The 25,064-nt window shown below is 64.8% G+C and carries 16 protein-coding genes and 4 pseudogenes; 5 read left to right on the forward strand and 15 right to left on the reverse strand.

Annotation, left to right across the window (positions count from 1 at the left end; all coding sequences use genetic code 11):
* Positions 1–20: 20 nt before the first annotated feature.
* The 4 genes and pseudogenes from ACF0H6_RS05500 to ACF0H6_RS05515 form a co-directional block, all read right to left on the reverse strand.
* On the reverse strand, positions 21–482 hold the full coding sequence (locus tag ACF0H6_RS05500; protein ID WP_395248764.1) for a PD-(D/E)XK nuclease family protein: 462 nt from the start codon (positions 480–482) through the stop codon (positions 21–23).
* The gene (locus ACF0H6_RS05505; protein WP_395248765.1) at positions 391–3,615 is read right to left on the reverse strand and encodes an ATP-dependent helicase; all 3,225 of its coding nucleotides are present in this window, start codon (positions 3,613–3,615) and stop codon (positions 391–393) included. The genes ACF0H6_RS05500 and ACF0H6_RS05505 overlap by 92 nt, the downstream gene beginning before the upstream one ends.
* Positions 3,612–6,939 (reverse strand): annotated as a pseudogene (locus ACF0H6_RS05510) (ATP-dependent helicase). Before ACF0H6_RS05510 ends, ACF0H6_RS05505 begins: the two are co-directional and overlap by 4 nt.
* 170 nt (positions 6,940–7,109) lie before the next feature.
* The gene (locus ACF0H6_RS05515) at positions 7,110–7,526 is read right to left on the reverse strand and encodes an MGMT family protein (protein ID WP_395248766.1); all 417 of its coding nucleotides are present in this window, start codon (positions 7,524–7,526) and stop codon (positions 7,110–7,112) included.
* Positions 7,527–7,615: 89 nt separating this feature from the next.
* Here ACF0H6_RS05515 and ACF0H6_RS05520 point away from each other — a divergent pair.
* From ACF0H6_RS05520 to ACF0H6_RS05535, 4 genes and pseudogenes are all read left to right on the forward strand, one after another.
* A pseudogene (locus ACF0H6_RS05520) lies at positions 7,616–8,327 on the forward strand (3'-5' exonuclease).
* Positions 8,328–8,680: 353 nt separating this feature from the next.
* Positions 8,681–9,635: pseudogene (locus ACF0H6_RS05525) on the forward strand (ABC transporter substrate-binding protein).
* A gap of 12 nt (positions 9,636–9,647) precedes the next feature.
* Positions 9,648–10,421 (forward strand): amino acid ABC transporter permease, encoded by a 774-nt coding sequence (locus ACF0H6_RS05530; RefSeq protein ID WP_395248767.1) that lies wholly within the window; start codon positions 9,648–9,650, stop codon positions 10,419–10,421.
* Positions 10,418–11,155 (forward strand): amino acid ABC transporter ATP-binding protein, encoded by a 738-nt coding sequence (locus ACF0H6_RS05535; RefSeq protein WP_395248768.1) that lies wholly within the window; start codon positions 10,418–10,420, stop codon positions 11,153–11,155. Before ACF0H6_RS05530 ends, ACF0H6_RS05535 begins: the two co-directional genes overlap by 4 nt.
* Before the next feature lie 121 nt (positions 11,156–11,276).
* Here the strand turns inward: ACF0H6_RS05535 and ACF0H6_RS05540 are convergent, their stop codons facing one another.
* The 10 genes and pseudogenes from ACF0H6_RS05540 to hemE form a co-directional block, all read right to left on the reverse strand.
* Positions 11,277–12,581, reverse strand: coding sequence for a glycoside hydrolase family 3 N-terminal domain-containing protein (locus ACF0H6_RS05540; protein WP_395248769.1), 1,305 nt, complete (start codon positions 12,579–12,581; stop codon positions 11,277–11,279).
* 57 nt (positions 12,582–12,638) lie between these two features.
* The gene (gene hemL / locus ACF0H6_RS05545; protein ID WP_395248770.1) at positions 12,639–13,958 is read right to left on the reverse strand and encodes a glutamate-1-semialdehyde 2,1-aminomutase; all 1,320 of its coding nucleotides are present in this window, start codon (positions 13,956–13,958) and stop codon (positions 12,639–12,641) included.
* A 60-nt stretch (positions 13,959–14,018) separates the two neighbouring features.
* Complete coding sequence (locus tag ACF0H6_RS05550; protein WP_395248771.1) at positions 14,019–15,095, reverse strand: LLM class flavin-dependent oxidoreductase; 1,077 nt, start codon at positions 15,093–15,095, stop codon at positions 14,019–14,021.
* On the reverse strand, positions 15,095–16,075 hold the full coding sequence (hemB, locus tag ACF0H6_RS05555; protein WP_395248772.1) for a porphobilinogen synthase: 981 nt from the start codon (positions 16,073–16,075) through the stop codon (positions 15,095–15,097). The genes ACF0H6_RS05550 and hemB overlap by 1 nt, the downstream gene beginning before the upstream one ends.
* Positions 16,072–16,965 carry a uroporphyrinogen-III synthase gene (locus ACF0H6_RS05560; protein WP_395248773.1) on the reverse strand — a complete coding sequence of 298 codons (894 nt, stop codon included), beginning with the start codon at positions 16,963–16,965 and terminating at the stop codon, positions 16,072–16,074. The genes hemB and ACF0H6_RS05560 overlap by 4 nt, the downstream gene beginning before the upstream one ends.
* A 22-nt stretch (positions 16,966–16,987) precedes the next feature.
* Positions 16,988–17,959 (reverse strand): hydroxymethylbilane synthase, encoded by a 972-nt coding sequence (hemC, locus tag ACF0H6_RS05565; RefSeq protein WP_395248774.1) that lies wholly within the window; start codon positions 17,957–17,959, stop codon positions 16,988–16,990.
* Positions 17,956–19,200, reverse strand: coding sequence for a ferrochelatase (locus tag ACF0H6_RS05570; RefSeq protein ID WP_395248775.1), 1,245 nt, complete (start codon positions 19,198–19,200; stop codon positions 17,956–17,958). The genes hemC and ACF0H6_RS05570 overlap by 4 nt, the downstream gene beginning before the upstream one ends.
* On the reverse strand, positions 19,197–19,898 hold the full coding sequence (gene hemQ / locus ACF0H6_RS05575) for a hydrogen peroxide-dependent heme synthase (protein WP_395248776.1): 702 nt from the start codon (positions 19,896–19,898) through the stop codon (positions 19,197–19,199). Before hemQ ends, ACF0H6_RS05570 begins: the two co-directional genes overlap by 4 nt.
* A gap of 72 nt (positions 19,899–19,970) precedes the next feature.
* Positions 19,971–21,407 (reverse strand): protoporphyrinogen oxidase, encoded by a 1,437-nt coding sequence (gene hemG / locus ACF0H6_RS05580; protein WP_395248777.1) that lies wholly within the window; start codon positions 21,405–21,407, stop codon positions 19,971–19,973.
* 5 nt (positions 21,408–21,412) lie between these two features.
* Positions 21,413–22,541: pseudogene (hemE, locus tag ACF0H6_RS05585) on the reverse strand (uroporphyrinogen decarboxylase).
* Between the two features lie 148 nt (positions 22,542–22,689).
* On the opposite strand from hemE, the gene ACF0H6_RS05590 reads away from it, so the two are divergent.
* Positions 22,690–24,021, forward strand: a complete 1,332-nt coding sequence (locus tag ACF0H6_RS05590) for a glutamyl-tRNA reductase (protein WP_395248778.1) — start codon at positions 22,690–22,692, stop codon at positions 24,019–24,021.
* Between the two features lie 35 nt (positions 24,022–24,056).
* Here the strand turns inward: ACF0H6_RS05590 and ACF0H6_RS05595 are convergent, their stop codons facing one another.
* On the reverse strand, positions 24,057–25,049 hold the full coding sequence (locus tag ACF0H6_RS05595; protein ID WP_395248779.1) for an SDR family NAD(P)-dependent oxidoreductase: 993 nt from the start codon (positions 25,047–25,049) through the stop codon (positions 24,057–24,059).
* Between the last annotated feature and the right edge of the window lie 15 nt (positions 25,050–25,064).

Genomic DNA, 25,064 nt, shown 5'->3' on the forward strand with positions numbered 1-25,064 from the left:
CCTTAGCCTCGGCTCAACCGTTATTCTCTGCCCAACGCTGAAGCGATGACGCTCTCCAGTTCTTCTGCCGTGCCTAGGTCGTGCGGCCTCACCACAGCGTCGTCGGCAACGTAGTAGAACGCTGCACTGACTTGCTCCAACGGCACTCCCTTGAGGCGCGCCCATGCCAATCGGTACACGGCAAGTTGGACGGCACGGGTCTTCAGCTGCCTGCCGGCAGGGCGCTTGCCCGTCTTCCAGTCCACCAGTTCCCACGTCCCGTCCGCTCCGCGGAAGACGGCGTCAATACGGCCGCGAACCACCACATCCCCAATCCGTGTCTCCACGGGGACTTCAACGAAGGCCGGAGCCCGGTGTGCCCATTCCGAATGGGTGAACGTCGCCACCATGTCATCGAGTCCGTAGGCGTCGTCGATGTGGGAGTCTGACCCGGGTGCTTCGTCGAGGTCCAGCATGCCCGTGGTTCCGAAGTACTCCTCCACCCAGGCATGGAAGGCGGTGCCCTTGCGGGCCGAGATCCCGGGCTGCCGTGGCACAGGGCGGCGGAGCTGGGCAAGGACGGCCGCCGGATCGTCGCCCAGATCGACGAACATGGAAGCGGATATGTGTCCGGGCAAATGAACGTCCTGGACCGGGTTCCGCCGCATCTGCCGTTCCAACAACAGTTCCGCTTCGGCTGCCCAGCCAGCTGCCGCGCCTCGGAGCGATGGTTGGAGGGGCTGGTGATCCAGGGGCGGGTCGATCCAGGGGCTGGGTTCCCACCAACGATGCATCGGATAGCGGTGCCGAACCCGCCCGGAGCAAGTCAATGGCTTCCCTGACCCGTGTTGCCGCGACCTCCATGGCAGCCCGCCGGCCTGGTACCAGCCGGAGCCGTTCCCCGGTACGGGGATCGCTCGGACCCTCGAGCGGATCATAGGGGAAAACCGCCACTTCCGTGCCGACCGTCAGGGGGCTCTCGGTGGGCAGTGCGTCTTCGCCGAGCGACTGCGGATGAACGGCAGCCGTGGCTGCGCCACGGTCGTCGTCGCCGGCCTCACCAGCTAGGCATGCCAACTCGGCAAGAAAAGGTGAGATCTCGGCAATGCCCGCCCGGGAACCATTCCACGCGGCGCTCGATGCCCAGAGGACGAACTTTGCGCGCGTGTATGCAACATAGGCAAGCCGCCGTTCTTCAGCCTCGCCGTGGTGCTGGACCTCCGATTTGAAGTCCTTCTCGGCGTCGAGCCAGCCTTTCTGGTCCGGTTGGTCCAGATCCCATTGGGGCAAGTCTGCCCGATCCCCACGAAGCGGCCAGGGCAGGGCCGCGGTACCGCTGCTCCATCGGGAGTCGCGGTTGCTGGGAAAGGCGCCGGCATTGAGCCCGGGGACAAAGACAACGTCCCATTCCAAGCCTTTTGAGGCGTGGACCGTCAGCAATTGCACTGCCTCGTGGTTCACTTCGGCATCGGCCATGTCTAGTCCGCCTTCCTCTGATGCGGCGGCTTCAAGCCAAGAAAGGAAAGCCAGCAGATCCACGCGCTGGGAGGTTTGCAGGAAGCTCGCCGCAGCGTCATGGAAGGCGTCCAGGTTCCGGCGCGCCTGGTGGATGCTGATCCCGGGCTTCGCAGCAACTTCAATGTCGAGCAACATGGCACGTTCCACTTCGCCAAGCAAGGTGGTCAGGTCGTCTCCAATGAATCCCCGCAGGTTCCGAAGTTCTGAAGACAGGCGGCCAAGGCGCTCCAATGCCGGCGCGCTGAGGGAACGTCCGTGGCCTGAAGTCCATCCCGGGCGTGGCAGAAAGTCCAAGGCCTCCACGAGGCTGGCTGCATCGGTGATGTCGCTCTCCACCACCATCTCGGCGGGACTTTCGTCTGCGCCTGCGTGGTCATCCACACCGCTGACGTCGCCCACCCCGCCATGCGAGCGCCGTCTGGCCAGAAACTGGGACCAGTCACGGAATGCCATGAGGTCGGCGGGGCCAATCCTCCACCGGGCCCCAGCCAGCAAACGCATGAGGGCATCCGAGCGGCCAGGATCGGCCAGGACTCGGAGCGCCGCAACGAGGTCAACTACTTCAGGGGTATCGAGCAGACCGCCGAGGCCCACTATTTCGTAGGGGATTCCCTGAACTTCGAATTCACGGCGCAAGCACTCCATTTGTGCCCGACGCCGGCAGAGCACTGCCATGGTGGGCGACAAGGGGGCGCCGTCGGCCGCGGTTTCAAAGACTGTGCGCCGGTAGCGGCGGACGTCCCGGGCAATGGCCGAAGCTTCGTCTTCATCCGTAGCAAAGCGTCCAAGCACAACGCTGCCATCCACGGCCACCGGGCTCGGCTGCAGCGGAGGCACGGCCACGGAGTTGTCCGCAGTCCTCAGGCCTGCAGCTCCGTCATTCGAGGCCGTTTTGTCTTTCGAAGCAGCATTGTTGAGCGGTGCAGAAATGACGTTGGCGGCGGCCAGGATATTGCGTCCATTGCGCCACGCGGTTGTCAGATACGAGGTGGGGGCCGTTGCAAGGGAAGCCGTTCCGAACGCGTCCTCCACCCGGACAGGGAATTCCTGGACGAAGTGGAAGAGCTGGCCGGCCGAAGCACCCCTGAACCCATAGATGGATTGGTTGGGATCCCCTACGGCCGTCACGGCGTGCCCTCCCCCGAACAGGCGCGAGAACAGCACCAGCTGTGCGTGCGAGGTGTCCTGGAATTCATCCAGGAGTACCACCTTGTACCGGGCCCTCTCCGTGGCTGCCGCCAGTGGTATGTCCTGCGCAATCTTCGCGGCGAGCGCCACGAGGTCGCCGAAGTCCAGAACGCCGCGATTCCGTTTGGCACCCTGGTAACGCCCCACCATGTCCGCAACGCTTGCCCTGGTGCGTAACATGGCACTGAGATCGCCGGCGGCCTGAGTTGGATTCTTTTTCGCCTCGGACACATACGGCAGTTGCTTGAACTCGGACACGCGCTCCATCAACCAACGCTCAACTTCGGCGGGTTGGCGCAAATGCTCGGCGCATTCTCCGGCAAGCTGCATCACGGCATTGACCAAGGTGGATTTAGCGGCTGTGAAGTGCTCGTAGTCGCCGTCGTAGGCTTCAACCACCTCGCTGGCGAGTTGCCATGCCTGGGCACCTCCGAGCAGCACCACATCGCGTTCAATCCCGAGGCGCAGGCCGTAGTCGGCCACAATTCCGCTGGCATAGGAATGGTAGGTGGACACCTTTGGCTCAAGTTCGTCGGAGCCGGCAACTCCCTCGGGAAAACCGTACCGGCCGTCATCGGCGGCCGCGATGCGCTGCAATGCGGCCAATTTGGCGCGGATACGGCTTGCCAATTCCCCTGCGGCCTTGCGGGTGAAGGTGACACCCAAGACCTCTTCGGGACGGACCCATCCGTTGGCCACGAGCCACACCACACGGTCCGCCATGGTGGCGGTTTTCCCGGATCCCGCGCCCGCGATAACCAGCCGAGGGGTCAACGGCGACGAAATAATGGCGGATTGCTCCTCCGTGGGACGATTCCGTTCGCCCAGGATATCGGCCAGTTCTCCGGGGGAAAATCGGGGTTCGGGCAAGACCGCTATAGCGTCGCCGGCCTCCCGGATCCCGGCTCCGGCAAGTGTTTGGATGGTCATTCGGTGACCTGCTTTCCCTGGCGCACAATGGGCAAATATCGGGCAAACGGCAGCCATGACCTCCGTGGCTGCCTTTCGACGGATCGTGACGCGCCTCGAAGCTTGATCCGGCCATGAGCACGGCGGCCTCGCTGACAAGGTCCTGTGCCCAGTTGTCCCCCGGGTCCAAAGGCTCCTGTACTTGAATGGCCGGCGTCTTCGTCTTGGTACCGAGCTGCGCCAGAACCGCACCCCCCGGAATAAGGCCGGGAAGCAGCCCCGAAACGAGGCCTGAAACGGAATCTGAGTCCACAGCTCCAGGACCTTGATCGGTGCCCTGACCTGAGAATGCCCCGTGCAGCACTGCAGCTTGATAGGCACCAAGCTGCGGGTGCCTCTCAAGTTCGGCTTTGCCCGGCTGGCGCTTTCCGGTCTTCAGGTCAACAATCACCAACCTGCCCTCGGCATCGATTTCCAGGCGGTCAACCTGCCCCCGAAGCACGGCATCCCGGAACGCCCCGGACTCCTCGGAAAGCTGAGCTACACGAACCTGCGGGAGGGGAACTTCAAAGTCCTGCTCGACGCCGGCCAGGCTCCGCCCTTCGCTCCGCATCACCACGACGTACTGGGCCAGTTTCCTGACCATCTGCTCGGCACGTTGGAAGTCCAGCCTGCCCTCCCAGTTGTCCTTCATGCCCAGAGCCGGCCAGCGACGCACAAGCTCGGCAACGTATTCGGCGCCGGAAGCGTCAGGCAACTCCTGGGCGATCGCGTGAACCAAAGTCCCAAGGCTACGGGCAAAGTCCGTGGCGGCTTCGCCCCCCGCCGCCTGGACAAACCAATCCAACGGCGACTTGTGCACGGTTTCCACCTTCGAGGGAGAAACGAACACAGTGCCCCCCGGCGGGACCACCGGTTCCTCCGTGCTGAGGGGCGCCAATCCCCACCAGGAGTCCGGATGCGCACCCGGCACCGCGGGTTCCGCGGTGGCCAAGTGGGCCAGGACCCGGGCAGCTTCGGCCGCCTCCCCCGCAACGCCTGGCCGGGCAAGTCCGGCGTCGTCCGGCTGAACGCGCTGCCTGAGCTCGGCCACCAGGGCGCGCAGCGTCATGGGCCTATCCACCGGGGTGTAGTCACGGCGGTATTCCCCCGGTTCGAGGGGCGCCACATAATCGAGAAAGGCAGACTGCTGCTCATCCTCGGAAGAAACTGCTGTGCAAATGAGGATTTCCCGGGCGCGCGAAACGGCCGTGGAAAAGCTACGGAGTTCGTCGTAGCGGATATCCCGCAGCCTGCTCAGGGGACCGCGCTGCAAGGCATGTGCGACGCCATGCTCCACGGCGTCTGCGAACAATGTGCTGCCGAGGAGCTCGCCGCGAAGGCCTGGTGTTGGGCCAGACCCCTTCCTGCAAACCCGCGACGATAACTACCGGCCATTCCCGCCCCGCGGCGCTAGCCGGCGTCATGAGCTCCACGGCTTCCTCCAACTGCGCCCTGGCAGCGAGGGTGTCCATGGGCAGCTCTTGGCTCAAGAGGTACTCCAGGAACTGTTCAGGGCCGGAACCGGGGAGCTGGTCAACATAGCGCTCGGCAGTGTGGAACAGGGCCATCATGGCGTCAAGGTCACGATCCGCACGGGCGCCGGCAGCACCGCCGTCGAGCGCCATTTCCGTCCAGCGCGACGCGAGTCCTGTGGCTTGCCACAATGCCCACAACACAGTCTCGGCGTTGACCCCTGGCTCGGCCGCGGCGGCATGCCCTGCCGCGATCATGCCGGGCCAGGCGCCGTGCCGAGCTGCCCTCGATGCCCAACGAACCAAGCGCCCCGGGCTCCAGCAAGGCTTCAACGAGCAACGCGTCACTGGACCGTCCGCCGCCTCCCAGCAGCTCCTCCCGACGCAGGGATTGTCGCAAGCGGCGCAACTCGATGGCGGTCGCCCCGCCGATCCTCGACGTGAGAAGCGAGACCGCAGACTCAGGCGTCAGCTTCGCCGCGTCCAGCACCACGCCGTACACCTCGAGCAAGGGACGAACTGCCACTTCATCGCGCACGGCGGAATCCGCAACCGGCACCCGGACCGGAATTCCCTGGCCGCCCAGATACCGCTGCAATTGGGATAGTTGACCACCATTGCGCACAATCACCGCAATGTCCCCGAACTCGTGGCCCTCGCGCAGCTGCGCCTCAAGGATACGTTGGGCAACGTAGCGCAATTCGTGGACCGCCGAAGGAAGGACATGCGCTTCCACGCGGCCCGCGCCCTGCGCACACGCGGATTCCGCCTGCCCGGCAGCTAAAGGCAACGGATCCAGACGCCGCGCCAATTGGCCCCCGGCACGCTGCGATATTCGCGCCGCCACACCGGTCCAAGCTTTCGCGACGTCGGGGAGGTGCCGGTGGGTATGGCGGAGCGGAAGCTCAAGCACGCCGCCGGAAAGGCCCCTGAGGAGCCGAGGCAGTTCAGCGACAAGATCCGGACGGGCACCGCGAAACCCTTGGACCACGGTGTCCGGGGAGGACGCCACGAGAACGTCCTTGCCCTCTGCGATGTCTGCGAGCAGTTCGAACACCGCTGGATTCGCTTCCTGGATATCGTCCACCAGGATCAATTGGAGCCGCTGACGTTCTGCCGCGAGAAATCCGGGTGAATCCTGGAAGATCTGACGCGCGGCCGTGATGATTCCTGCCGGGTCAAAGGCCTCGGGCATGCGGAGATCCAAGACGTCCCGATATTCCGAGTACAGCGCGGCGGCGGCGATCCAGTCCGGCCTGCCGCACTCGTCAGCAAGCGCCGCGAGGTCCTCGGCGGTGCGTCCCGATTCGATGATCCTGTCGAAAAGCTGGCGGATCTCCTGCCGGAAGCCACGCGTGGGCAAAGCCGCGGACAAATCCTGCGGCCAGGGAAGTTCAAAGCCCGGCCGCGCATGGCCCGCCAGCAACTCTTTGATGATGAGGTCCTGTTCAGGCCCCGAGAGCAACTTAGGTGCCCGTTGCAGCGGCAGCACTCCCTCGGCTTTCGCGCGCCGAATCAGATCGAAGGCGTAAGACGCCCAGGTGCGTGCCGGCGTCGTACTCAAACTGCGGTCCAGACGTCCCGTGAAGGTGTCCCGCAACGCCGATGCCGCATGCCGGCCGGGTGCGAGGATCAAGATGCGTTCAGGATCCACGCCATCGCGCTGGACTCGCCGCACGGCGGCCTCCACGAGCACTGTCGATTTCCCGGTGCCCGGCGCTCCGGGCACCACCACCGGCCCGGATCCATGCGGAAGCTCGACGACGGCAGCCTGGTCGGCGGACAACACCGGCGCCGCGTACTTGACCTCACGCGGCGCGAGCAGACGCAGCCTGGCGGGCGCCGATCGCTGGGTTTGCCGGGACTGCTGGGTCTGCCGTGTTTGCTCGGTTTGACGTGGTTGCTCGGTTTGACGTGGTTGCTCGGTTTGACGTGGTTGCTCGGTTTGACGTGGTTGCTCGGTTTGCTTTGGGGCGGCTTGCGATTCTGTTGCTGCTGGACTCACATTTTCATTTCATCATCGGGCACCGACAATTTATGGAGCTGACGCTCGAGTTGCTCAGAGATCGCGTCGATACTGTCGAAATCCGCGTCCGTAGGTGCCCACCGGGCCATGCCCAGGTCGACGCGCCAGCGTCCCTCTCCGGTCCGCAGATATTCCGCGGGGGCACCGCGAAGCGGCGTTCCCTCGTCCAGATAGTGCCGCAACGCCTCCATTTCAAGCCCCGGCGGAGCCTCGCCGCTGGCACGGAGGACGCGCCACCAGGCCACGTCGCTCCCGTAGTGGCTCATCACGGAACCGACTTGCCTTGGACCACCCGAACCCAGAAGCTCTGCGACATCCCCATAGGACACGGCAACGCCGGGCGGCATGAGATCCACGACGGCCAACACCGCCGTCACAAATTCCATCCGCATTCCATCAGCCTATCGGCACGGGCAGGCCGGATCGGCGCAGAAGGAGTGTCGGTCCCGTTCTTGTCGTAGGGCGCCGTTAGCGTTGAAGCATGAGCTTCTGGAACACCCTCCCCCGCGCCGCGTTCGACCTTGAGACCACGGGCCGGAACTCCCGTTCAGCGAGGATCGTCACCGCTTCCATCACCGTCGTGAACGACGACGGCGGCGTGATCAAGGAACTCGAATGGTTGGCGGACCCGGGGGTGGAGATCCCCCTGGAGGCCAGCGAGATCCACGGGATCACTACGGAAAAGGCAAGGTCCGAGGGCCGTCCGGCGGCTGAGGTAACACGCGAAGTTGCCGCCGCACTTCCAGGAACTGTTCGACGACGAGGTGCCGGTCATTGCGTTCAATGCCAGCTATGACTTCACGGTACTGGCCGCCGAATCCGCCCGCTATGGCGTGCCGCAACTTAGCCGTTTCCCTGTCCTTGACCCGTACGTCATGAACAAGCAGGTTGACCGGTACCGCAAGGGCAAGCGGACCCTGACCGCGCTGTGCGAGGAATACGGCGTGAACCTCGATAACGCCCACACCTCGGCTGCAGACGCCCTCGCCACCCTGCGCGTCCTTGATGCCATGGCCGGCAAATTCCCGAAGCTGCAGATGCCCGCTTCGAAGCTGCACCACCTCCAGGTAGATTGGGCGGCTACACAGGCCGCCGATTTCCAGACCTACCTGCGCAAGACCAAACCAACAGCGGTCATCGAAGGCAATTGGCCGGTTCTTCCCCCCGAAGATGCCAGCCGGGGCGACTTCTAAAAGCGCGGGACTTCCGAGCGCCGTCCACAGGCTGAACACTTTTCCAGCGTCCGCATGATGGGATGCACGTCACATTGCCCTTGCTGCCTGAAAGCCAGCTGGACGTCAGTCACGAATTTCCCTCGATGTACGGGGGCGCGGCACCTGAGGGACAATTCCCATTGGGAACCGAATTTAATTCGGAGTTTCCGGAAATCATGCGTCCTATCGCCGTCAATTTATCGCCGAACACGCGGATGACATAATTAAGTTTGGCGGGTTGAGTCCTGATATTGCAGCCCGAACCTGCTTTGGCTGCGTTCCCCGCCCGTCTCGATACGAACTCGTGTTCCCCGATGAAAGTGATTTGCTTGATGAAAATCAAAGCCCTGAAGTGGTTCTCTGCTGTCCCTGTGGCTGCAGTCCTCGCCGTGTCCCTGGCCGCGTGCGGTGGCGGAGCGGGCAGCACCAGCAGCGCCTCGCCGACCGACGCCCTCCAAGGCAGCGACCAGAAGACGCTGGACAAGTACACCACCAAGGACGTCACCCCGCTGGACAAGATCGACAAGTCCAAGCTGGGTCTCATCACCGACGGCACGCTGCGCGTCGGTACCCTCTCTGACGCCCCGCCGAACATCTTCATCGACCCGTCGGGCAAGTTCACCGGTTACGACAACGAGCTCCTGCGCGCCGTTGGCGCCAAACTGGGCCTCAAGGTCGAGTTCGCCTCCACTGACTTCTCCGCGCTGCTCTCCCAGGTCAAGAACAAGCAGTTCGACGTCGGATCCTCCTCGATCTCCACCACGGACAAGCGCCGCGAGTCGGTCGGTTTCACGAATGGCTACGACTTCGGCTACATGGCGGTCGTGACCAAGAACAGCTCCCAGGTCAAGGGCTTCGCGGACCTCAAGTCGGGCGTTCGCATCGGCGTCGTTCAGGGCACTGTCCAGGACGACTACGTCACCAACACGCTCAAGCTCGAGCCGGTCCGCTTCCCGGACTACAACACGGTTTACGCCAACGTGAAGAGCGGCCAGGTGGATGCCCTGGGTCGCCCCGTCGCAGCAGGCAACCGGCCAGGTCAAGGACGGCGACAACACCAAGATCGCCGAAAAGGTCGTCAACACCCAGAACTTCACCGCCTGGGCTGTGAATAAGGACAACCAGCCCCTGATCGACGCCCTCAACTCCGGCCTCGACGCCGTGATCGCAGACGGTACCTGGACCAAGCTGACGGCCGAGTGGTACAAGGACCGCCCGACGACGGCGGAGCAGACCCCGCAGGGCTGGAAGCCAGGCAGCAAGGCCGTCCAGATCCCGGCCAAGTAACCCAGCCGTTCCATGGATCTCCAGGAAATCCTCAAACAGCTCGGCGAGACCTTTCTTGACTGGAAGGCGATGGGCGAAGTCATCCCCAAGATGTTCGCGGTCGGCTTGCCGAACACGCTTGTCCTTGCCGTCACGTCGGGCATCATCGGAACGCTGCTCGGCATGTTGCTCGCCCTCATGGGGATTTCCCGGAATCCTGCCGCCCGGTGGATTGCCAGGATCTACACGGATGTCCTCCGCGGGCTCCCGGCAGTCCTCACGATCCTCGTCATCGGCCTCGGTTTCGGCCCGATTATCCGGCATTTGACGGGCTCAACAAGCCCGTACCCGTTGGCTGTCGCGGCTCTGTCCTTGATGTCGGCGGCGTACATCGGCGAGATCTTCCGTTCCGGCATCCAGAGCGTCGACAAGGGGCAGCTCGAGGCAACACGTGCCCTGGGGTTCGGCTACGGCGCTTCCATGCGGCTCGTGGTGGTTCCCCAGGGTGTACGGCGCGTCCTGCCGGCGCTCGTGAACCAGTTCATTGCGTTGATCAAGGAGTCCTCCCTGGTGTTCGTCCTGGGCCTCCTTGCCTCTGAACGGGAAGTCTTCCAGATCGGCAAGGACTTTGCGTCCACGAGCGGCAATCTGTCCCCCTACGTGGCGGCCGGGCTGTTTTACCTGGTCATGACAATTCCGCTGACGCATTTCGTGAACTGGCTGGACCGCCGCCTGCGTTCGGGCCGACCGGAAAAGAAGGAACCGGACGAGGCCGCGGCCGTCGTCGGGAAGGGAGCCCAGGCATGAGCGAGTTCGCTTCAGGAACACTGACGGCGCGAAACATCCATTTGTCCTTCGGCTCGAACCGCGTCCTGCGCGGCATCGACCTGCACGTCGAGAAAGGCACCACGGCTTCCGTGATCGGCCCTTCCGGCTCGGGAAAGTCCACGCTCCTGCGGGTCATGAACCGGCTGATCGAACCCGAGCAGGGTGACATTCTGCTCGATGGCCGTTCGGTGCTCAAGGACAACCCGGATGAACTGCGCCGGCGGATCGGCATGGTCTTCCAGCAGTTCAACCTGTTCCCGCACAAGACCGTCGTGGAAAATGTCTCGCTCGCCCTGCGGAAGCTCCGTGGAATGTCCAAGGAGCAGGCACGGGAAGATGCCTTGACCCAACTGGACCTCGTAGGACTGAAGCACAAGGCCGACGCCCGGCCAGCCAACCTCTCCGGCGGGCAACAGCAGCGTGTGGCGATTGCCCGGGCGCTTGCCATGAAGCCCGAGGTCATGTTCTTCGACGAGGCAACATCCGCCCTTGACCCTGAACTTGTCAAGGGTGTGCTCGCACTCATGGCCGATTTGGCCAAGGGCGGCATGACCATGGTGGTGGTGACCCACGAAATGGGCTTCTCCAGAAACGTGTCGGACACCGTGACGTTCATGGACGCCGGCGTCGTTGTGGAGACCGGACCGCCGGAACAGCTCTTCACCGAGCCCCGGACCGAGCGCCTGAAAGGCTTCCTTTCGGACGTGCTCTAGCCCTTAGCAAGGAATCCCCGGCTTCCGGACAAAACACCCTCGTATGCGGGGGTGAATCGTCCGGAAGCCGGGGATTTTCGCGTCCGGCCTAGTTTCAGCCTACGTCCGGCCTAGTTCCGGCCTACTTCCCGGCCTTCACCCGGAGAACGGTCAGGGCCGCGGCATCCACTTGCCCACGGAACCCGGGATCAGCCTTCGCCCGCTGCAGGACCTGGTCATACATCACCGGAACGGCTGCCGTGTCGGCACACAGCACCATCGTGCCGCCCGCGTCAATGAAATTGGTCGCCCTGTCCCCCATGCTCCAAGGCGAGAGCTGCACGGCGTTGCACAGATCATCGGACACGATGATTCCAGTGAACCCTGCGTCGGCCCGAAGCATGGTGCGCATGATGACGGAGGAAAATGGCGCTACGTGCCCCGGATCAATCTTGTCGTAGTAGGCATTTGAAATCATGACCCATCGGACTCCGCCATCAATTGCGGCACGGAATGGCGCAAGATAGGGATCCGTCCGGGTTGTCTCGGTGTCATGGACGTTGGCGCTGACATCAGTGTTCAGGCTGACGCGTCCCATGCCCGGGAAGTGCTTGACCGCCGGCGCTACCCCCGCATCCCGCAGCCCGGCCGCCATCGCGTTCCCGTGCTCGGACACCGAGCCCGGAGTGAAGCCATACTCCCGTTGGAAGGCACCAATAGGTTTGTTCGCCGCGGCGGAGTCCGGGCTGGGAACGGTGTCCAGCACTGGTCCAAGGTCAACGTTCACGCCGGCCTGCAGCAACTGGCTGCCCCACGTCCGGGCGTCAGCATGAAGCTGATCCGGGCTTGAATTGCCTTGCGTCAAGGCCGCGGGAAGAGGCGCGAAACCGGGTCCCCGAAGGACTTGGACAGAGCCGCCTTCCTGATCGGTTGCGACGGACAGCGGCAGCCCGCGGCTTGAGTCCGGCGAAACGGCTGCCTTGAGCCTTGAAACGACCGAGGCCGTTGCATCAACGCCTGCTTGGCTGCGGCCGGCCAGATAGACATTGCCTATGTGGTTGTTCAGGAGATCTGCCACCGTTCCAGCATCGGCCCCATCCGCCTTGGCAGCCACCATGAAAAGCTGCCCTACCCTTTGTTCGAGGGTCAAGGCTGCAAGCCGTTGTTCCGGCGTCGGGTGCGGCGGAGGCGCCAGCTCTGTGGGACGGCTCGGCGTCGCAGAAGCATCCGGCGAACCGTCGGGCGGAGGAATGGGAGACATGGAGCTTGGCGCCGGAGCGGCCTGTGGAGCCCCCGGCGTTCCGCCCGCGGGGATGCCGGCTTCGGGGGTATCGGAACGCGCAGCGCCTGCAAACAGCGCGGCCATGAGGGCCATGAGGACAAGCAGTGAAGCTCTGGATGGGTTGAACAGTTGAACCATCGCCTTGTCGATTCGATCGTTGCCCACGGCCTGCTCCGGCAGCGCGCGCCGGAAGCAGGCCGTAAACCGTCGGAGAAGGGTCGCTCAGGCGGTTGCCTCTGCAGCCGCCTTGGCTGCGGCCGGCAAGGCGTCGAAGATCCGGTTCATGGCGGCGTCGTCGTGGGCAGCGGACAGGAACCACGCTTCGAAGACCGACGGCGGCAAGTAGACGCCGGAGTCCAGCATGGAGTGGAAGAACGGCGCGTAACGGAAGACCTCCTGGGCCTGGGCGTCTGCGTAGTTGTGCACGCCGTTGGCCGACGTGCCGAAAGCTACAGAGAAAAGGTTTCCTGCGCGCTGGATCGAGTGGTCCACGCCAGCCGCCTCCAGTGCAGACGAGAGCGCCGACGACAGTTCCAGCGAGCGGGCATCCACGAAACTGTAGACCTCCGGCGTCGCGAGCGTCAGGGTGGCGACGCCAGCAGCCATCGCCACCGGGTTCCCGGACAAGGTACCCGCTTGGTAGACCGGCCCAAGGGGTGCAAGGTAGTCCATGACGTCGGCACGCCCGCCGAGGGCCGCCGTCGGCATTCCGCCGCCGATGACTTTGCCGAAGGTCAGCAGGTCCGGCGCCCAGCCTTCCTGACGGCCCGTGAGGCCCCAGTAGCCCGCGTAGCCGGTGCGGAAGCCGGTGAGGACCTCGTCGAGGATCAACAGCGCGCCGTGCCCGCGGGTGATGTGGGACAACGCCGCGTTGAACCCTTCGTGCGGTGTCACCACGCCCATGTTGGCGGGAGCAGCTTCGGTGATCACGGCCGCGATGTTGTTGCCGTGCACAGCAAAAGCTGCTTCCACGGCGGCGAGGTCGTTGTAGGGCAGCACCAGGGTTTCGGCGGCGGTTGCTTCCGTCACGCCGGCCGAACCGGGCAGCGCCATGGTTGCAAGGCCCGAACCGGCGGCAGCCAGGAGCCCATCGAGGTGGCCGTGGTAGCAGCCGGCGAACTTCACGATCAAGTTGCGGCCGGTGAACCCGCGGGCCAAACGTACCGCCGTCATGGTCGCCTCGGTGCCCGTGGACACCATCCGAAGACGTTCGACGGCGGCGACGCGCTCCTTCACGATCGCGGCGAGGTTGGCCTCATCCGGCGTTGAAGCGCCAAAGGACAGACCGCGATCGACGGCGGCGTGAACGGCCTCGAGGACGGCCGGGTGGGCGTGGCCCAAGAGTGCCGGTCCCCATGAGCACACGAGGTCGACGTATTCCCGGCCATCCGCATCCGTCAGGTAGGGACCTTTCGCGGAAACCATGAACTTCGGCGTGCCGCCGACTGAGCCGAAGGCGCGCACCGGGGAGTTGACGCCCCCGGGCATCAGGGAACGGGCGCGGTCGAACAGCTGGTCGGAGACAGGGGTGTGTGAAGTCATGGTGTCCATTCTTTCAGGGATTCGATACAGTTCAGGCGCGTCCGGGCGGTTCAGGCCTGCTCAGATGGCGGCCAGCTGTTCAGCGACTAGTGGGGCCACCACGGTGCCGAAGAGTTCGATGCAGCGCATCATGGATTCGTGGGGCAGCGTTCCATTGCTGTATTTGAGGTCGAAACGGTCCACTCCGAGGTTTTGCTTCAGCAGCACGATTTTCCGGGCAACGGTTTCCGGAGAACCGACGTAGAGGGCACCCTCCGGGCTACACATGGCGTCGAATTCACCCCGGCTGGCCGGTCCCCAGCCGCGTTCGGCACCGATCCGGTTGCGCTGGGCAAGCCAGTGCGGGAACAGTTCCTCCCGTGCCTGCTCGTCGGTGGGAGCGATGTAGCCGGGCGAGTGGGTGGCAATCTGCTGCATGGGGTGCCCGTATTTGACCATGGCCTCGCGGTACAGGTTCACCAGTGGAGCGAAGCGGTGCGGTTCCCCGCCGATGATCGCGAAAATGATCGGATATCCGTATTGGGCGCAGCGAAGCACGGACTCGGGTGTTCCGCCCACCCCGATCCACGTGGGAAGCAGATGGTGTTCAAGCGGTGGGAAAACGCTGATCCCGTGCACATTTGGCCGGGTTCGCCCCTCCCAATGCACCGGCTTTTGCGCCCGGACTTTGTCGAAGAGCTCCAGTTTTTCCTCGAACAAGACCTCGTAATCAGCCAAATCCAAGCCGAACAGCGGGAAGGACTCCGCGAAGGAACCACGCCCCAGCATCACTTCCGCACGCCCGTTGGACAGCGCATCAACGGTGGAGAACCGCTGGAAAACCCGGATGGGATCGTCCGAGCTGAGTACGGTCACTGCCGAGCCGAGCCTGATCTGTGATGTCCGTGCCGCAGCGGCGGCAAGGAACACTTCGGGCGCCGAGACCGCGAAGTCGCGCCGGTGGTGCTCTCCCACCCCGAACGCATGAAGCCCGACGGCGTCCGCCAGTTCCGCTTCGGCCAGCAGCTCGCGCAACACGAGGGCGTGCGGTTTCGGGTTGCCGTCGGTGTCCACCCCGGCGTCACCGAAGGTGTTCAGCCCGAGGAGGATCTCCGCGGGTCCCACCGGGGCCGTAGGGTTGGAAACGGGATCGCTCATCAGGACTCCTTGAGCCAGTCGGCAAGCTCGGACGCCCAGTACGTCAGCACCATATCGGCGCCAGCCCGTTTGATTCCAAGCACGGATTCTGTGATGGCGCCCCGCCGGTCGATCCAGCCGTTCGCGGCAGCCGCTTCGATCATGGCGTACTCCCCGGAAATTTGATAGGCCGCCACGGGAACGGGACTCATTGCAGCGACGTCGGCCAGAATGTCGAGATAGCTCATGGCCGGTTTGACCATCACCATGTCAGCGCCCTCTTCAAGATCGAGTTCCACCTCGATGATGGCTTCCCGGCGGTTGGCGGCATCCATTTGGTAGGTGCGGCGATCTCCCTTGAGCTGCGAATCGACGGCTTCGCGGAAAGGACCGTAAAAGGCTGAGGCGTACTTCGCCGCGTAGGCCAGGACCGCGGTGTTCTGGTGTCCGGCCGCTTCCAGGGCTTGGCGAATGACGGCGATCTGGCCGTCCATCATCCCGGACGGCCCCAACACGTGGGCACCGGCCTCGGCCTGGGCCACAGCCATCTGTGCGTAGATTTCCAGCGTGGCATCGTTGTCCACATAGCCATTGGCGTCCAGGACCCCGCAGTGGCCGTGGTCCGTAAATTCGTCCAGGCACACATCCCCCATGACCACCAGGTCATCGCCCACCTCGGCACGGACATCGCGGATGGCCTTGTTCAGAACGCCTTCAGGATCGAGGGAAGCCGTGCCCCGCGCATCGCGGACGGCCGGAACACCGAAGAGCATGATGCCGCTGACGCCGAGTTCCACTGCTTCGGCAGCGGCGCGCTTGAGCGAATCCGTGGTGTGCTGCACGACGCCGGGCATGGACGTGATCGGAGCCGGCTCGCTGAGGCCTTCGCGGATAAAGGCCGGCAGGATGAGGTCCGCAGCCGCCAACCGGTGTTCGGCCGTCATTCGGCGCATGGCGGGGGTAGTGCGGAGCCGGCGGGGCCGGTGGTTTGGAAAGCTCAACTTTCGTTCCCTTCGGTGTCAAATACGGTGCGCAGGGCGGTCACGATGCCTGCCGGAGTGGGTTCCTTGGCGATTGCCGCAACCGGGATGCCGAGAGCAGCAGCCTCTGCCGCCGTCGAGCGCCCGATCGCGATGAATCGGCAGTCCTTCAGGGGTGCCAGTGAATTGTGGATGCGGCGGGCCGCGCTGGGCGAAGCGGCGACGACGGCGTGAAGCCGACCGCTGGAAAGTTCGGATTTGGCTGCTGCCGGAGTGAGCTCCGGCGCTCCGGATCCGTTACCGGGCTGCCAGCCGTTTGCTGCCGCGAGCGCGGCAGTGAGCCGCTGTCCGGGGCTGGCCGGGTAATCCACGGTGTGGTAGGCCGTGACCGCCTGGACCACGGCTCCCATGGCTTCGATTCCCGCCGCCAATTCGGCGTCGGCTATGTCCGCTTGCGGCAACAGGACGTTGACCGGGCCTGCCGGCCAAACGGCAACGAGTCCCGCCGCTGACTGGATATCTTCGGGCGCGAGGTCCACGGGAATTCCCTCGGCTTCAAGGACCCTCCGGCTCGAGGGACCAATCGTCGCGATCCGGACCGAGTCCGGAATCAGGTCCTTCAACTCCAAGCGACGCTCGGCTGCTTTCTCCTTCAGTGCCCGCACCGTGGTGATGCTGCTGACCACCAGCCAGCCGTAGGCTCCCGCGCGAAGGCCGTCCAGCGCAACTTCCAGGGAATGCTGGTCCCGGGCGCGCTCGAAGTCGATCAACGGCAACAGGAACGGTTCGGCGCCGGCTTCCCGCAGTGCGGCGACGAGCGGCGCGGCACGGTCCGGGCTGCGCGTCACAAGGACCCGGGCACCTTCAAGGAACCGGGGCTCCCCCGACTTCACTGCGCTGTGCCGTCCCATGGTCTCCTGTTGGCTCCGATTTTCAGGAAGCGGCAAGATCTGCGATGTCCCCGGCCCCCGCAGCAAGCAGGAGCTCAGCGACTTCGATGCCTAGTAACGTCGCGCCCACTTCTGTGAGCCCGTCCGTGGCCTTCTTCTCGCGGACGGATTTGCTCCCGTCCACGGCGCAGACAACCGCTTCCAAGTACAGCATGCTGCCCTTGCGATAGGCGTACGCGCCCACGGGGGCGGCACAACCGGCTTCGAGTCGCGCCAAAACGGCGCGCTCTGCCGTGACAGCAAGCCGGGTGTCTTCGTCGTTCAATGCGGCCAGCGCCTGGGCGAGGGCGCCCTTCGAAACATCCGCCGTGCGGCATTCGATCGCCAGCGAACCCTGCCCGGGGGCGGGAAGCATGACGTCGGTTTCGAAGAACTCGGTCACGACGTCAAGCCGGCTGATCCGTTCCAGTCCAGCAGCGGCAAGCACGACGGCGTCCAGGTCACCGGTCTTTCCGGGAACCAGCGCGTCTACGGAGTTGCCGGGCAGCCCTGGAACGCGGCCCAAGCGGGTGTCCACATTGCCGCGGATGTCCACGACGTCGAGGTCCGGGCGGGCGGCGCGCAACTGGGCGGCGCGGCGCGGGGATCCTGTGCCGACTTTGGCGCCGGAGGGAAGATCCGCCAGTTTCAGGCCGTCACGGGCGCACAGGGCGTCCCGGACGTCCACCCGTTTGGGCGTTGCCGCAATGGTGAGCCCCGGAGCCGATCCTGTCGGCAGGTCCTTCAGGGAGTGCACTGCGACGTCGCACTCGTTCTCCAAGAGCGCGTCACGAAGGGCTGCAACGAACACTCCGGTGCCGCCCATCTGGGACAGGGAACCCGTCCTGACATCGCCTTCCGTCTTGATGCGCACCAGTTCCACGGGGAAACCCCCGACGGCGGCCAGCTGATCGGCTGCCTGCTGGCTCTGGGTAAGCGCGAGCTTGCTCGCGCGGGTACCGATCCGGACGGTCATTTCGCGCTTTCTCCTGCGGGGTAGGCATCGTGGCCGGTGCCGACGGTGGTGTCAGCGCCGGCGATCGTGGGCTTTTCGCCACGGAAGTTGGCGCAGCAGCCGGGACGGCAGACGTCGTACCACGGGCCCAGCCCGGTCATGGCAGGGCGATCGGCGATGTTGTTGGCTACGGTCCGCTCGCAAATGAGGTCCACCAGGCCGGCAACGAACTTGCCGTGCGTACCGGGGGTGGGGACACGGGTGGCGGCAATACCGAGGTTCTTGCACGTTTCCAGGGCCTCGGTATCGAGATCCCAAGCCACTTCCATGTGGTCGGAGACGAAGCCGAGCGGAACGATCACAACCCCCTTGATCCCCTGCCCGGCCAGTTCCTCAATGGCGTCGTTGATGTCCGGTTCGAGCCACGGAACATGCGGAGCGCCCGAGCGGGACTGGTACACGAGGGACCACGGCGCAGTCAGCCCGGATTCGGCCTCAACCCGCCTCACGACTTCGGCTCCGGCGGCCAGGTGCTGTGCGACGTAAGCCGAGTCCTCTTCGAACGCGCGGGGTTCGGCCTCCGAACGTCCCGCGGCCTCGGCGTCACGGGTGGGAATGGAGTGCGTAGCGAACAGGATGTGGACCGGAGCGTCCTCTTCACCGGCGGCGGCCAATTTGGCCTTCACCTCTGCGAGGCCTGCCGAGGTTCCCTCCACGAAGGGCTCCACGAAACCCGGGTGGTCGAAGTACTGGCGGACCTTATCTACCTCGAGTTTGCCGTCAAGCCCCGTTTCCGTCAGCGCGATCCCGATATCCTCCCGGTACTGGCGGCAGCTGGAGTAGCAGGAGTAGGCGCTGGTGGTGACCATCAGCAGCTTGCGATGGCCGGCGTCGTAGGCGTCTTGAAGGGTCTGTGGGATATAAGGGTCCCAGTTGCGGTTGCCCCACAGCACAGGCAGGCTGATCCCGCGGGCTGCGAGCTCCGCTTCGAGGGCGGACTTCAGGTTCCTGTTTTGCTGATTGATGGGGCTGATGCCGCCAAAAGCGCGGTAGTGGTGGGATACCTCTTCCAAGCGCTCATCGGGGATACCGCGGCCGCGGGTGACGTTGCGCAGGAAGGGAATGACATCGTCCTGGCCTTCGGGACCGCCGAAAGAGGCGAGGAGGACGGCGTCGTACTCCTTGGGAGCCAGGCGCCCGGCCTCGGTGACCTCATTAACCTCCGTGAGGCTGGCGGGACCGGCGGAGTGGCGGCCGCTCACGCGAGGACCTCAGCGATCTCCGCAGCGGTGACCCGGCGGCCGGTGTAGAACGGGATTTCTTCGCGGACGTGGTTACGCGCGTCGGTAGCACGCAAGTGGCGCATGAGGTCAACGAGGTCAACCAGTTCAGGAGCCTCCAGGCCGAGGATCCATTCCCAGTCGCCCAGCGCGAACGAGGACACGGTGTTGGAGATGACCTGCGGGAATTCACGGCCCAGCATGCCGTGATCGCGCAACATCTTGCCGCGCTCTTCAGCGGGCAGGATGTACCACTCGTACGAGCGGACAAACGGGTAGACGCACAGCCAGGTGCTGGGCTCAACGCCGCGCGCGTAAGCGGGAACGTGGTTCTTGGCGAACTCGGCTTCCCGGTGGACACCCATGGCGGACCACACGATCTCGGTGCCGGCGAAGAGCGCGCTGCGGCGGATGTCACGGACGGCCTGCTGCAAGGCCTCGGGCTTCGCGCCGTGGAGCCAAACCATAATGTCGGCATCTGAACGCATGGCGGAGACATCGTAGCTACCGCGGAGGACCACGCCGTCCTCGGCGAGCTTGGCAGTCAGCTGCTCGAAATCCTGGACGGCATCGGCGCTGCGCAGGACACCGCCCGACCGCTTGAAGACGGTCCACAGGGTAAAGAACTGCTCTTCGGATTCGGCAGTTTTAGTGACAGATTCGGCAGAAGTGTGGCTCATGGTACAAGTCTGCCCCGTGGATGCCGCTAAGTCGAAATGCAGAACTTCTACAATGCGTAGAAGTGTCGCATCTCACAATCCGGCGTCTATTTGTGCCGATGTGTCGGCAACCACCGCAGCCAGGCCGTTTCCGGCAAGCCACCCGCCAATAACGGACAATCCCTCGGCCCCGGCACAGACCCGGCGCACCTGCGCAACGCGCTGTTTGTGACCGACGGCGGCGAATGGCAAGGCCCCTGCCCAGCGGACGACGTCCCAATCGAGGACGTCTTCGCGCACAAGCGGCACCGTCAACAAAGTCGAGGCATCGCGAAGCGCAGCCTCGAACAGGGAATCATCGTCCAGCGCGCCCGACGATTCAGGGGCGTCCGCTCCTTCGCCCCTCCCGTAGGACAGCCGCAAAACATGCGTACCCGGGCCGGCTTCCTCAGCCAGCCAATCCCATTTGGCCGTGGCGTGAGTCAGCGCCTTTGCCTGAATACCCGCGGTTTGGGGTGCAACCAGGATGCCCGTCCCTCGAGGCCGGCCGTCCAATTCGGGCACGTCCACCACCAAAGTCACCAGGCTTACCAAGGGGCCTGCGGCGGGACGCAACCCGGATAGCTCCGGAAGCGCGCCCTCCAGCAGCCCGACGGCGGCCGGACCGTCGAGCGCCACAACCAGCCGCGCGGCGTCGTACGTTTTGCCTGCCGCACTAACCCGCCAGCCACCGTCACCGCGGGTGATGGAATCCGCCCGGGCCCCTTGAACAAGAGTCACCCCTTGGGAGCGCAGTTCCGCGACCAAAGCGGAGACCAGGGTGTTCATTCCGCCTTTCAAGCCGCCGACGGCGGAGCCTGCCTTCGCGGGTCCGGTCCCGGTTTGCTTTGAACCGGCCTTGCGCTGGCTGGCCACCGCCGTTGCCAGCGAGCCGTGCTGGCGCAATGCTGCACGCAGGCCCGGTGCCACCATGTCGACGTCGAGCAGTCCGGGATCGGCGGAGTGCACTCCCCCGACCACGGGTGCCACGAGCCGTTCGAGTACCCGCTTGCCCATCCGCGCCCGGACCAGGGCGGAGACGCTGGTCACCTCGGCAGAAGTGCCCACGGACGCGGGCAAGTAACGGTCAAGGGATGCCCTCAAGGAACCGGCGAAACCCAAGGAACGCCGGACTTCCGGATCCCAGGGATTCGCGGGAATGCCGAGCACTCCCGTCTTGGGAAGTTCCCGCGGGCCGTCCGGCAGCTGCACCCAGGCACCTCCGGCATGGGGCGCCACGATGTTTTCACCGAGCCCGAGCTCGCGGGCAAGGTCGGCCACGGCGGTGGATCGCGTGGCGAAGGATTCGGCTCCGCTGTCCAGTTCGAGGCCTGCGACGGTGTGGCTTCCCACGCAACCACCCCATGCGTCGCTCGCTTCCAGCACGGTCACGGCAGTACCGCTTTTTGCCAGCAGTCGGGCCGCGAGCAGGCCGGAGATGCCGCCGCCCACCACCACTGCTTGTTGGGACGGCGTTTGTCCCTCGCGCATGCCGGCTACTCTGCCGGGATCGAGTGGATGAGTTCCACAACCCGGGTCAGGACGGTGGGATCGGTTTCCGGGGGTACGCCATGGCCAAGGTTCAGGACGTGGCCGAGGAGCGGCGGCCCCAGCCGCAATCACTTCGCGGACGTGCGCTTCCAGGACCTCCCACGGCGCGGAAAGCAGCGCCGGGTCAATGTTGCCCTGCAGCGGAACGGTGCCGCCCAGGCGACGGTTCGCCTCGTCCAACGGCAGCCGGTAGTCCACGCCGACGACGTCCACCCCGACGTCGCGCATCGCAACGAGGAGTTCCGAGGTTCCGGTGCCGAAGTGGATCAGCGGCGCTCCGAGGTGGCGGACGTGGTCAAGGGCACGCGCCGAGGCGGGGGCCACGTACTTGGTGTAGTCAGCCAAGCCGAGGGAGCCCGCCCACGAGTCAAACAGCTGCCCGGCAGACGCACCCGCCTCCAGCTGGGCCCGCAGGAACATTCCGGAAGCGTCGGCAGCCCAGTTGGCCAGAGCGTTCCAGGCTTCCGGATCGGCGTGCATCATGGTGCGCGGACCGAGGTGGTCGCGGGAAGGCTTTCCTTCCACCATGTACGCGGCCAAGGTGAACGGCGCGCCCGCGAAACCGATCAGGGGGGTGGTGCCCAGCTCTGCCACCGTCAGGCGCACGGCCTTACGGATCGGCTCGAGGGCTTCCCACGTCAATTCCGGCAACGCGGCGACGTCGGCCGCCGTGCGGACAGGCTTGTCCAAAACAGGCCCGACGCCGGGCACGATGTCCACGCCAACTCCAGCCAGCTTCAGGGGGATGACGATGTCGGAGAAGAAAATGGCTGCGTCAACATCATGGCGGCGGACCGGCTGCAAAGTGATCTCCGAGGCAAGCTCGGGGCGCAGGCACGAGTCCAGCATCGCAACGCCTTCACGGACCTTGAGGTATTCGGGCAGGGACCGGCCGGCCTGCCTCATGAACCACACCGGCCGGCGGGACGGCTTCCCACCACGGTAGGCCTGAATCAGCGGAGAGTCTGCGGTGCGGCCATCCATCAGCGGGTGGTTTGCGTCAAGGCTCGAGGCGACGGTGCCGGAAGCGCCGTTGGCCGGCACGGAATGAGGCAGTGCAGAACTGGAAGTCATGCCTTCGATTGTGCCGAAGTTTAGGCTCAAAAGATAACGACAGCCTGTCCCGTGCATTGAGACGTGGCGGGCGTCACTTGAGGCAGTGCGAAGAACCACTCGTGCGCGTTGTTCTACATGGCGCCGAAAAAGCTATGATTGCTTTGCTGTGGTTCTTTTTTCATTGGTGGCTACACACGCCGACATCGATCTCGAAACCGTCGCTCAGTTGAGCAACGGTTCATCCGAGGTTGCCTCGTCCGCTTTGGCCGATTCCCAACTTGTCTCCGGCGCCGTGGTCCTGGCCACGTGCAATCGCTATGAAATCTATGGCGAAACGCCGCATGCCGAAAACCTCGAAGCTGCCCGTTCAGAGCTCGTCACGCAGATCAGTGGCTTGAGCGGACTCAACGAGCAACTCGTCTCGCGCGCCTTCAGCACCCGCACCGGCCCGGAGGTAAGCAGGCACCTCTTTGCCGTCAGCGCCGGACTTGATTCCGCCGTCGTCGGCGAACGCGAAATCGCGGGACAGGTGCGCCGTGCCCTGATCACTGCGCAGCACGAAGGAACCGCAAGTTCCGGTCTTGTCCGGCTGTTCCAGGCCGCCTCGAAAACAGCCAAGGACGTGGGCGCCCAGACCGCGCTCGGTTCGCGGGGGCTATCTATCGTTTCGGTCGCCCTGGACCTCGCCACCGACCTCTCGGAAAGTGCCGACTGGAGCACCAAGAAGGTTGTTGTCTTCGGAACCGGTGCCTATGCCGGCGCCACCATGTCCCTGCTGCGGGACCGTGGTTGCACCGACGTTTCGGTGTACTCGTCGTCCGGCCGGGCCGAGACGTTCGTGGCGACCCGCGGCGGAACCGCGCTCGACGCCGAAACTCTTCCTGCCGCCGTCGCCGCGGCAGACGTGATGATCGGCTGCAGCGGTTCGGATACCCGAGTCGAAGCCGCGGAGCTTGCGAAGGTCCGTGCCTTGTCCACCCAGACTCTCATCGCGATCGACCTCGCACTCACCCACGATTTCGACCCCGCAGTAGGCGAGCTCGACGGCGTCGAGCTCCTGACACTCGAGTCGGTGCGTCTCGCGGCACCTCAGGAACAGGCCGAGTCCTTGGCACAGGCGAGCACTATTGTGTCCGGCGCGGCACAGTCGTTCGAGCAGGAACGCGAGGCCCGTTCGGTGGACTCGGCGATCGTGGCTCTGCGCCGCCACACCATGAGTGTGCTCGACGCCGAGATGGAGAAAGTCCGGGCCCGGCACGGCTGCACTGCCGCAGCCGAAGAAGTCGAGTTCGCACTCCGTCGCATGGTCAAGCAATTGCTCCACATCCCCACGGTGCGTGCGCGCGAACTCGCGGCCAACGGCCAGCAAGACGACTACGTGGCAGCCCTCGAAGCCTTGTACGGCATCCAAGTTGAACAGCCCGCCGCAGCGGCCTCCGCAGCCGAATGCCCCGTTCACCACGGCCAGGCGGCATCCGAGCAGGCTGAAAGCGCCTAGCCCCTACGACCCCGCACGCTCCCTGCGGCAGGGTCCTAGGCGAAAGCGTTGACGCCCGTCATTTCCGCAGACACGGCCCACAGCTTTGTTGCCGCTTCCGGATCCACAGCGTGCGCATCCACTCCCTGGTATCTGGCGAGCGGCGAGGCCGGGTCCGTGGGGTTGGCGATATCGCAGTCTTCGCAATACACCCCACCCACACCCGCCAAGGCCGACGACGTTGCCGCCCAGGTGGAGGTGGCGGCGCCCTGTTCGGGAGTCTTGAAGCCCTCCCTGACGTTGCCCGCCTCGTCCATCCAACCAGCCGCGACCATTTCCTCCTTGGGCAAGTGGCGCTGCAGCTCTGTCATGATGCCGCCCGGATGGACCGCAAACGCCCGCACTCCGGACGACTTGCCCAAGCGGTCCAACTCCACGGCGAACAGCGCGTTGGCTGTCTTCGCCTGGCCGTAGGCCCGCCATTTGTCGTAGCCGCCCTCGAAATTGATGTCCTCGAAACGGATCGGCGAGAGTTTGTGCCCGGTGGAGGACAGAGCCACCACGCGGGCCCCACCCGCAGCAGCCAGCGCGGGCCACAAAGTGTTGAGGAGCGTGAAGTGGCCCAGATGGTTGGTGGCGAACTGGGATTCCCAGCCCGGGCCCACGCGTTGCTCCGGGCTAGCCATGATGGCCGCATTGTTGATGAGGATGTCGAGGGTTCCGTTCGACGCGCGGAAGCGGGCCGCGAAGTCCTTCACACCTTCCTGATCCGCCAGATCCAGGGCCTCCACGGTCACTTGCTCCGGTGCCAGGCCGGCCGCGGCGAGGACTTCCCGCGCGTGTTCGGGCCGGCGGGCAGGAACCGTAACCCGGGCTCCAGCAGAGGACAAGGCTCGCACCGTTTCCAGGCCGAGCCCGGAATAGCCACCTGTGACAATGGCCGACTTGCCGGTGAGGTCCACTCCCGCAACCACCTCCGAGGCAGTGGACCCGTGCCCGAATCCAGATCCGATGGGGTGCTGCGGTGTGGTCATGGAGTCCTCGCTCATGTCAGGCCCTTTCGT

Source organism: Arthrobacter sp. NA-172 (genome assembly GCF_043952055.1).
GTDB lineage: Bacteria > Actinomycetota > Actinomycetes > Actinomycetales > Micrococcaceae > Arthrobacter.

What these genes read in the sequence shown, in the direction of transcription:
- ACF0H6_RS05550 (WP_395248771.1), bottom strand. Translation starts at nt 15,095, where the DNA reads ATGAGCGATCCCGTTTCCAACCCTACGGCCCCGGTGGGACCCGCGGAG.
- ACF0H6_RS05535 (WP_395248768.1), top strand. Translation starts at nt 10,418, where the DNA reads ATGAGCGAGTTCGCTTCAGGAACACTGACGGCGCGAAACATCCATTTG.
- ACF0H6_RS05595 (WP_395248779.1), bottom strand. Translation starts at nt 25,049, where the DNA reads ATGAGCGAGGACTCCATGACCACACCGCAGCACCCCATCGGATCTGGA.
- ACF0H6_RS05560 (WP_395248773.1), bottom strand. Translation starts at nt 16,965, where the DNA reads ATGGGACGGCACAGCGCAGTGAAGTCGGGGGAGCCCCGGTTCCTTGAA.
- hemL (WP_395248770.1), bottom strand. Translation starts at nt 13,958, where the DNA reads ATGACTTCACACACCCCTGTCTCCGACCAGCTGTTCGACCGCGCCCGT.
- hemQ (WP_395248776.1), bottom strand. Translation starts at nt 19,898, where the DNA reads ATGAGCCACACTTCTGCCGAATCTGTCACTAAAACTGCCGAATCCGAA.
- hemC (WP_395248774.1), bottom strand. Translation starts at nt 17,959, where the DNA reads ATGACCGTCCGGATCGGTACCCGCGCGAGCAAGCTCGCGCTTACCCAG.
- ACF0H6_RS05530 (WP_395248767.1), top strand. Translation starts at nt 9,648, where the DNA reads ATGGATCTCCAGGAAATCCTCAAACAGCTCGGCGAGACCTTTCTTGAC.
- ACF0H6_RS05505 (WP_395248765.1), bottom strand. Translation starts at nt 3,615, where the DNA reads ATGACCATCCAAACACTTGCCGGAGCCGGGATCCGGGAGGCCGGCGAC.
- hemG (WP_395248777.1), bottom strand. Translation starts at nt 21,407, where the DNA reads ATGCGCGAGGGACAAACGCCGTCCCAACAAGCAGTGGTGGTGGGCGGC.
- ACF0H6_RS05515 (WP_395248766.1), bottom strand. Translation starts at nt 7,526, where the DNA reads ATGCGGATGGAATTTGTGACGGCGGTGTTGGCCGTCGTGGATCTCATG.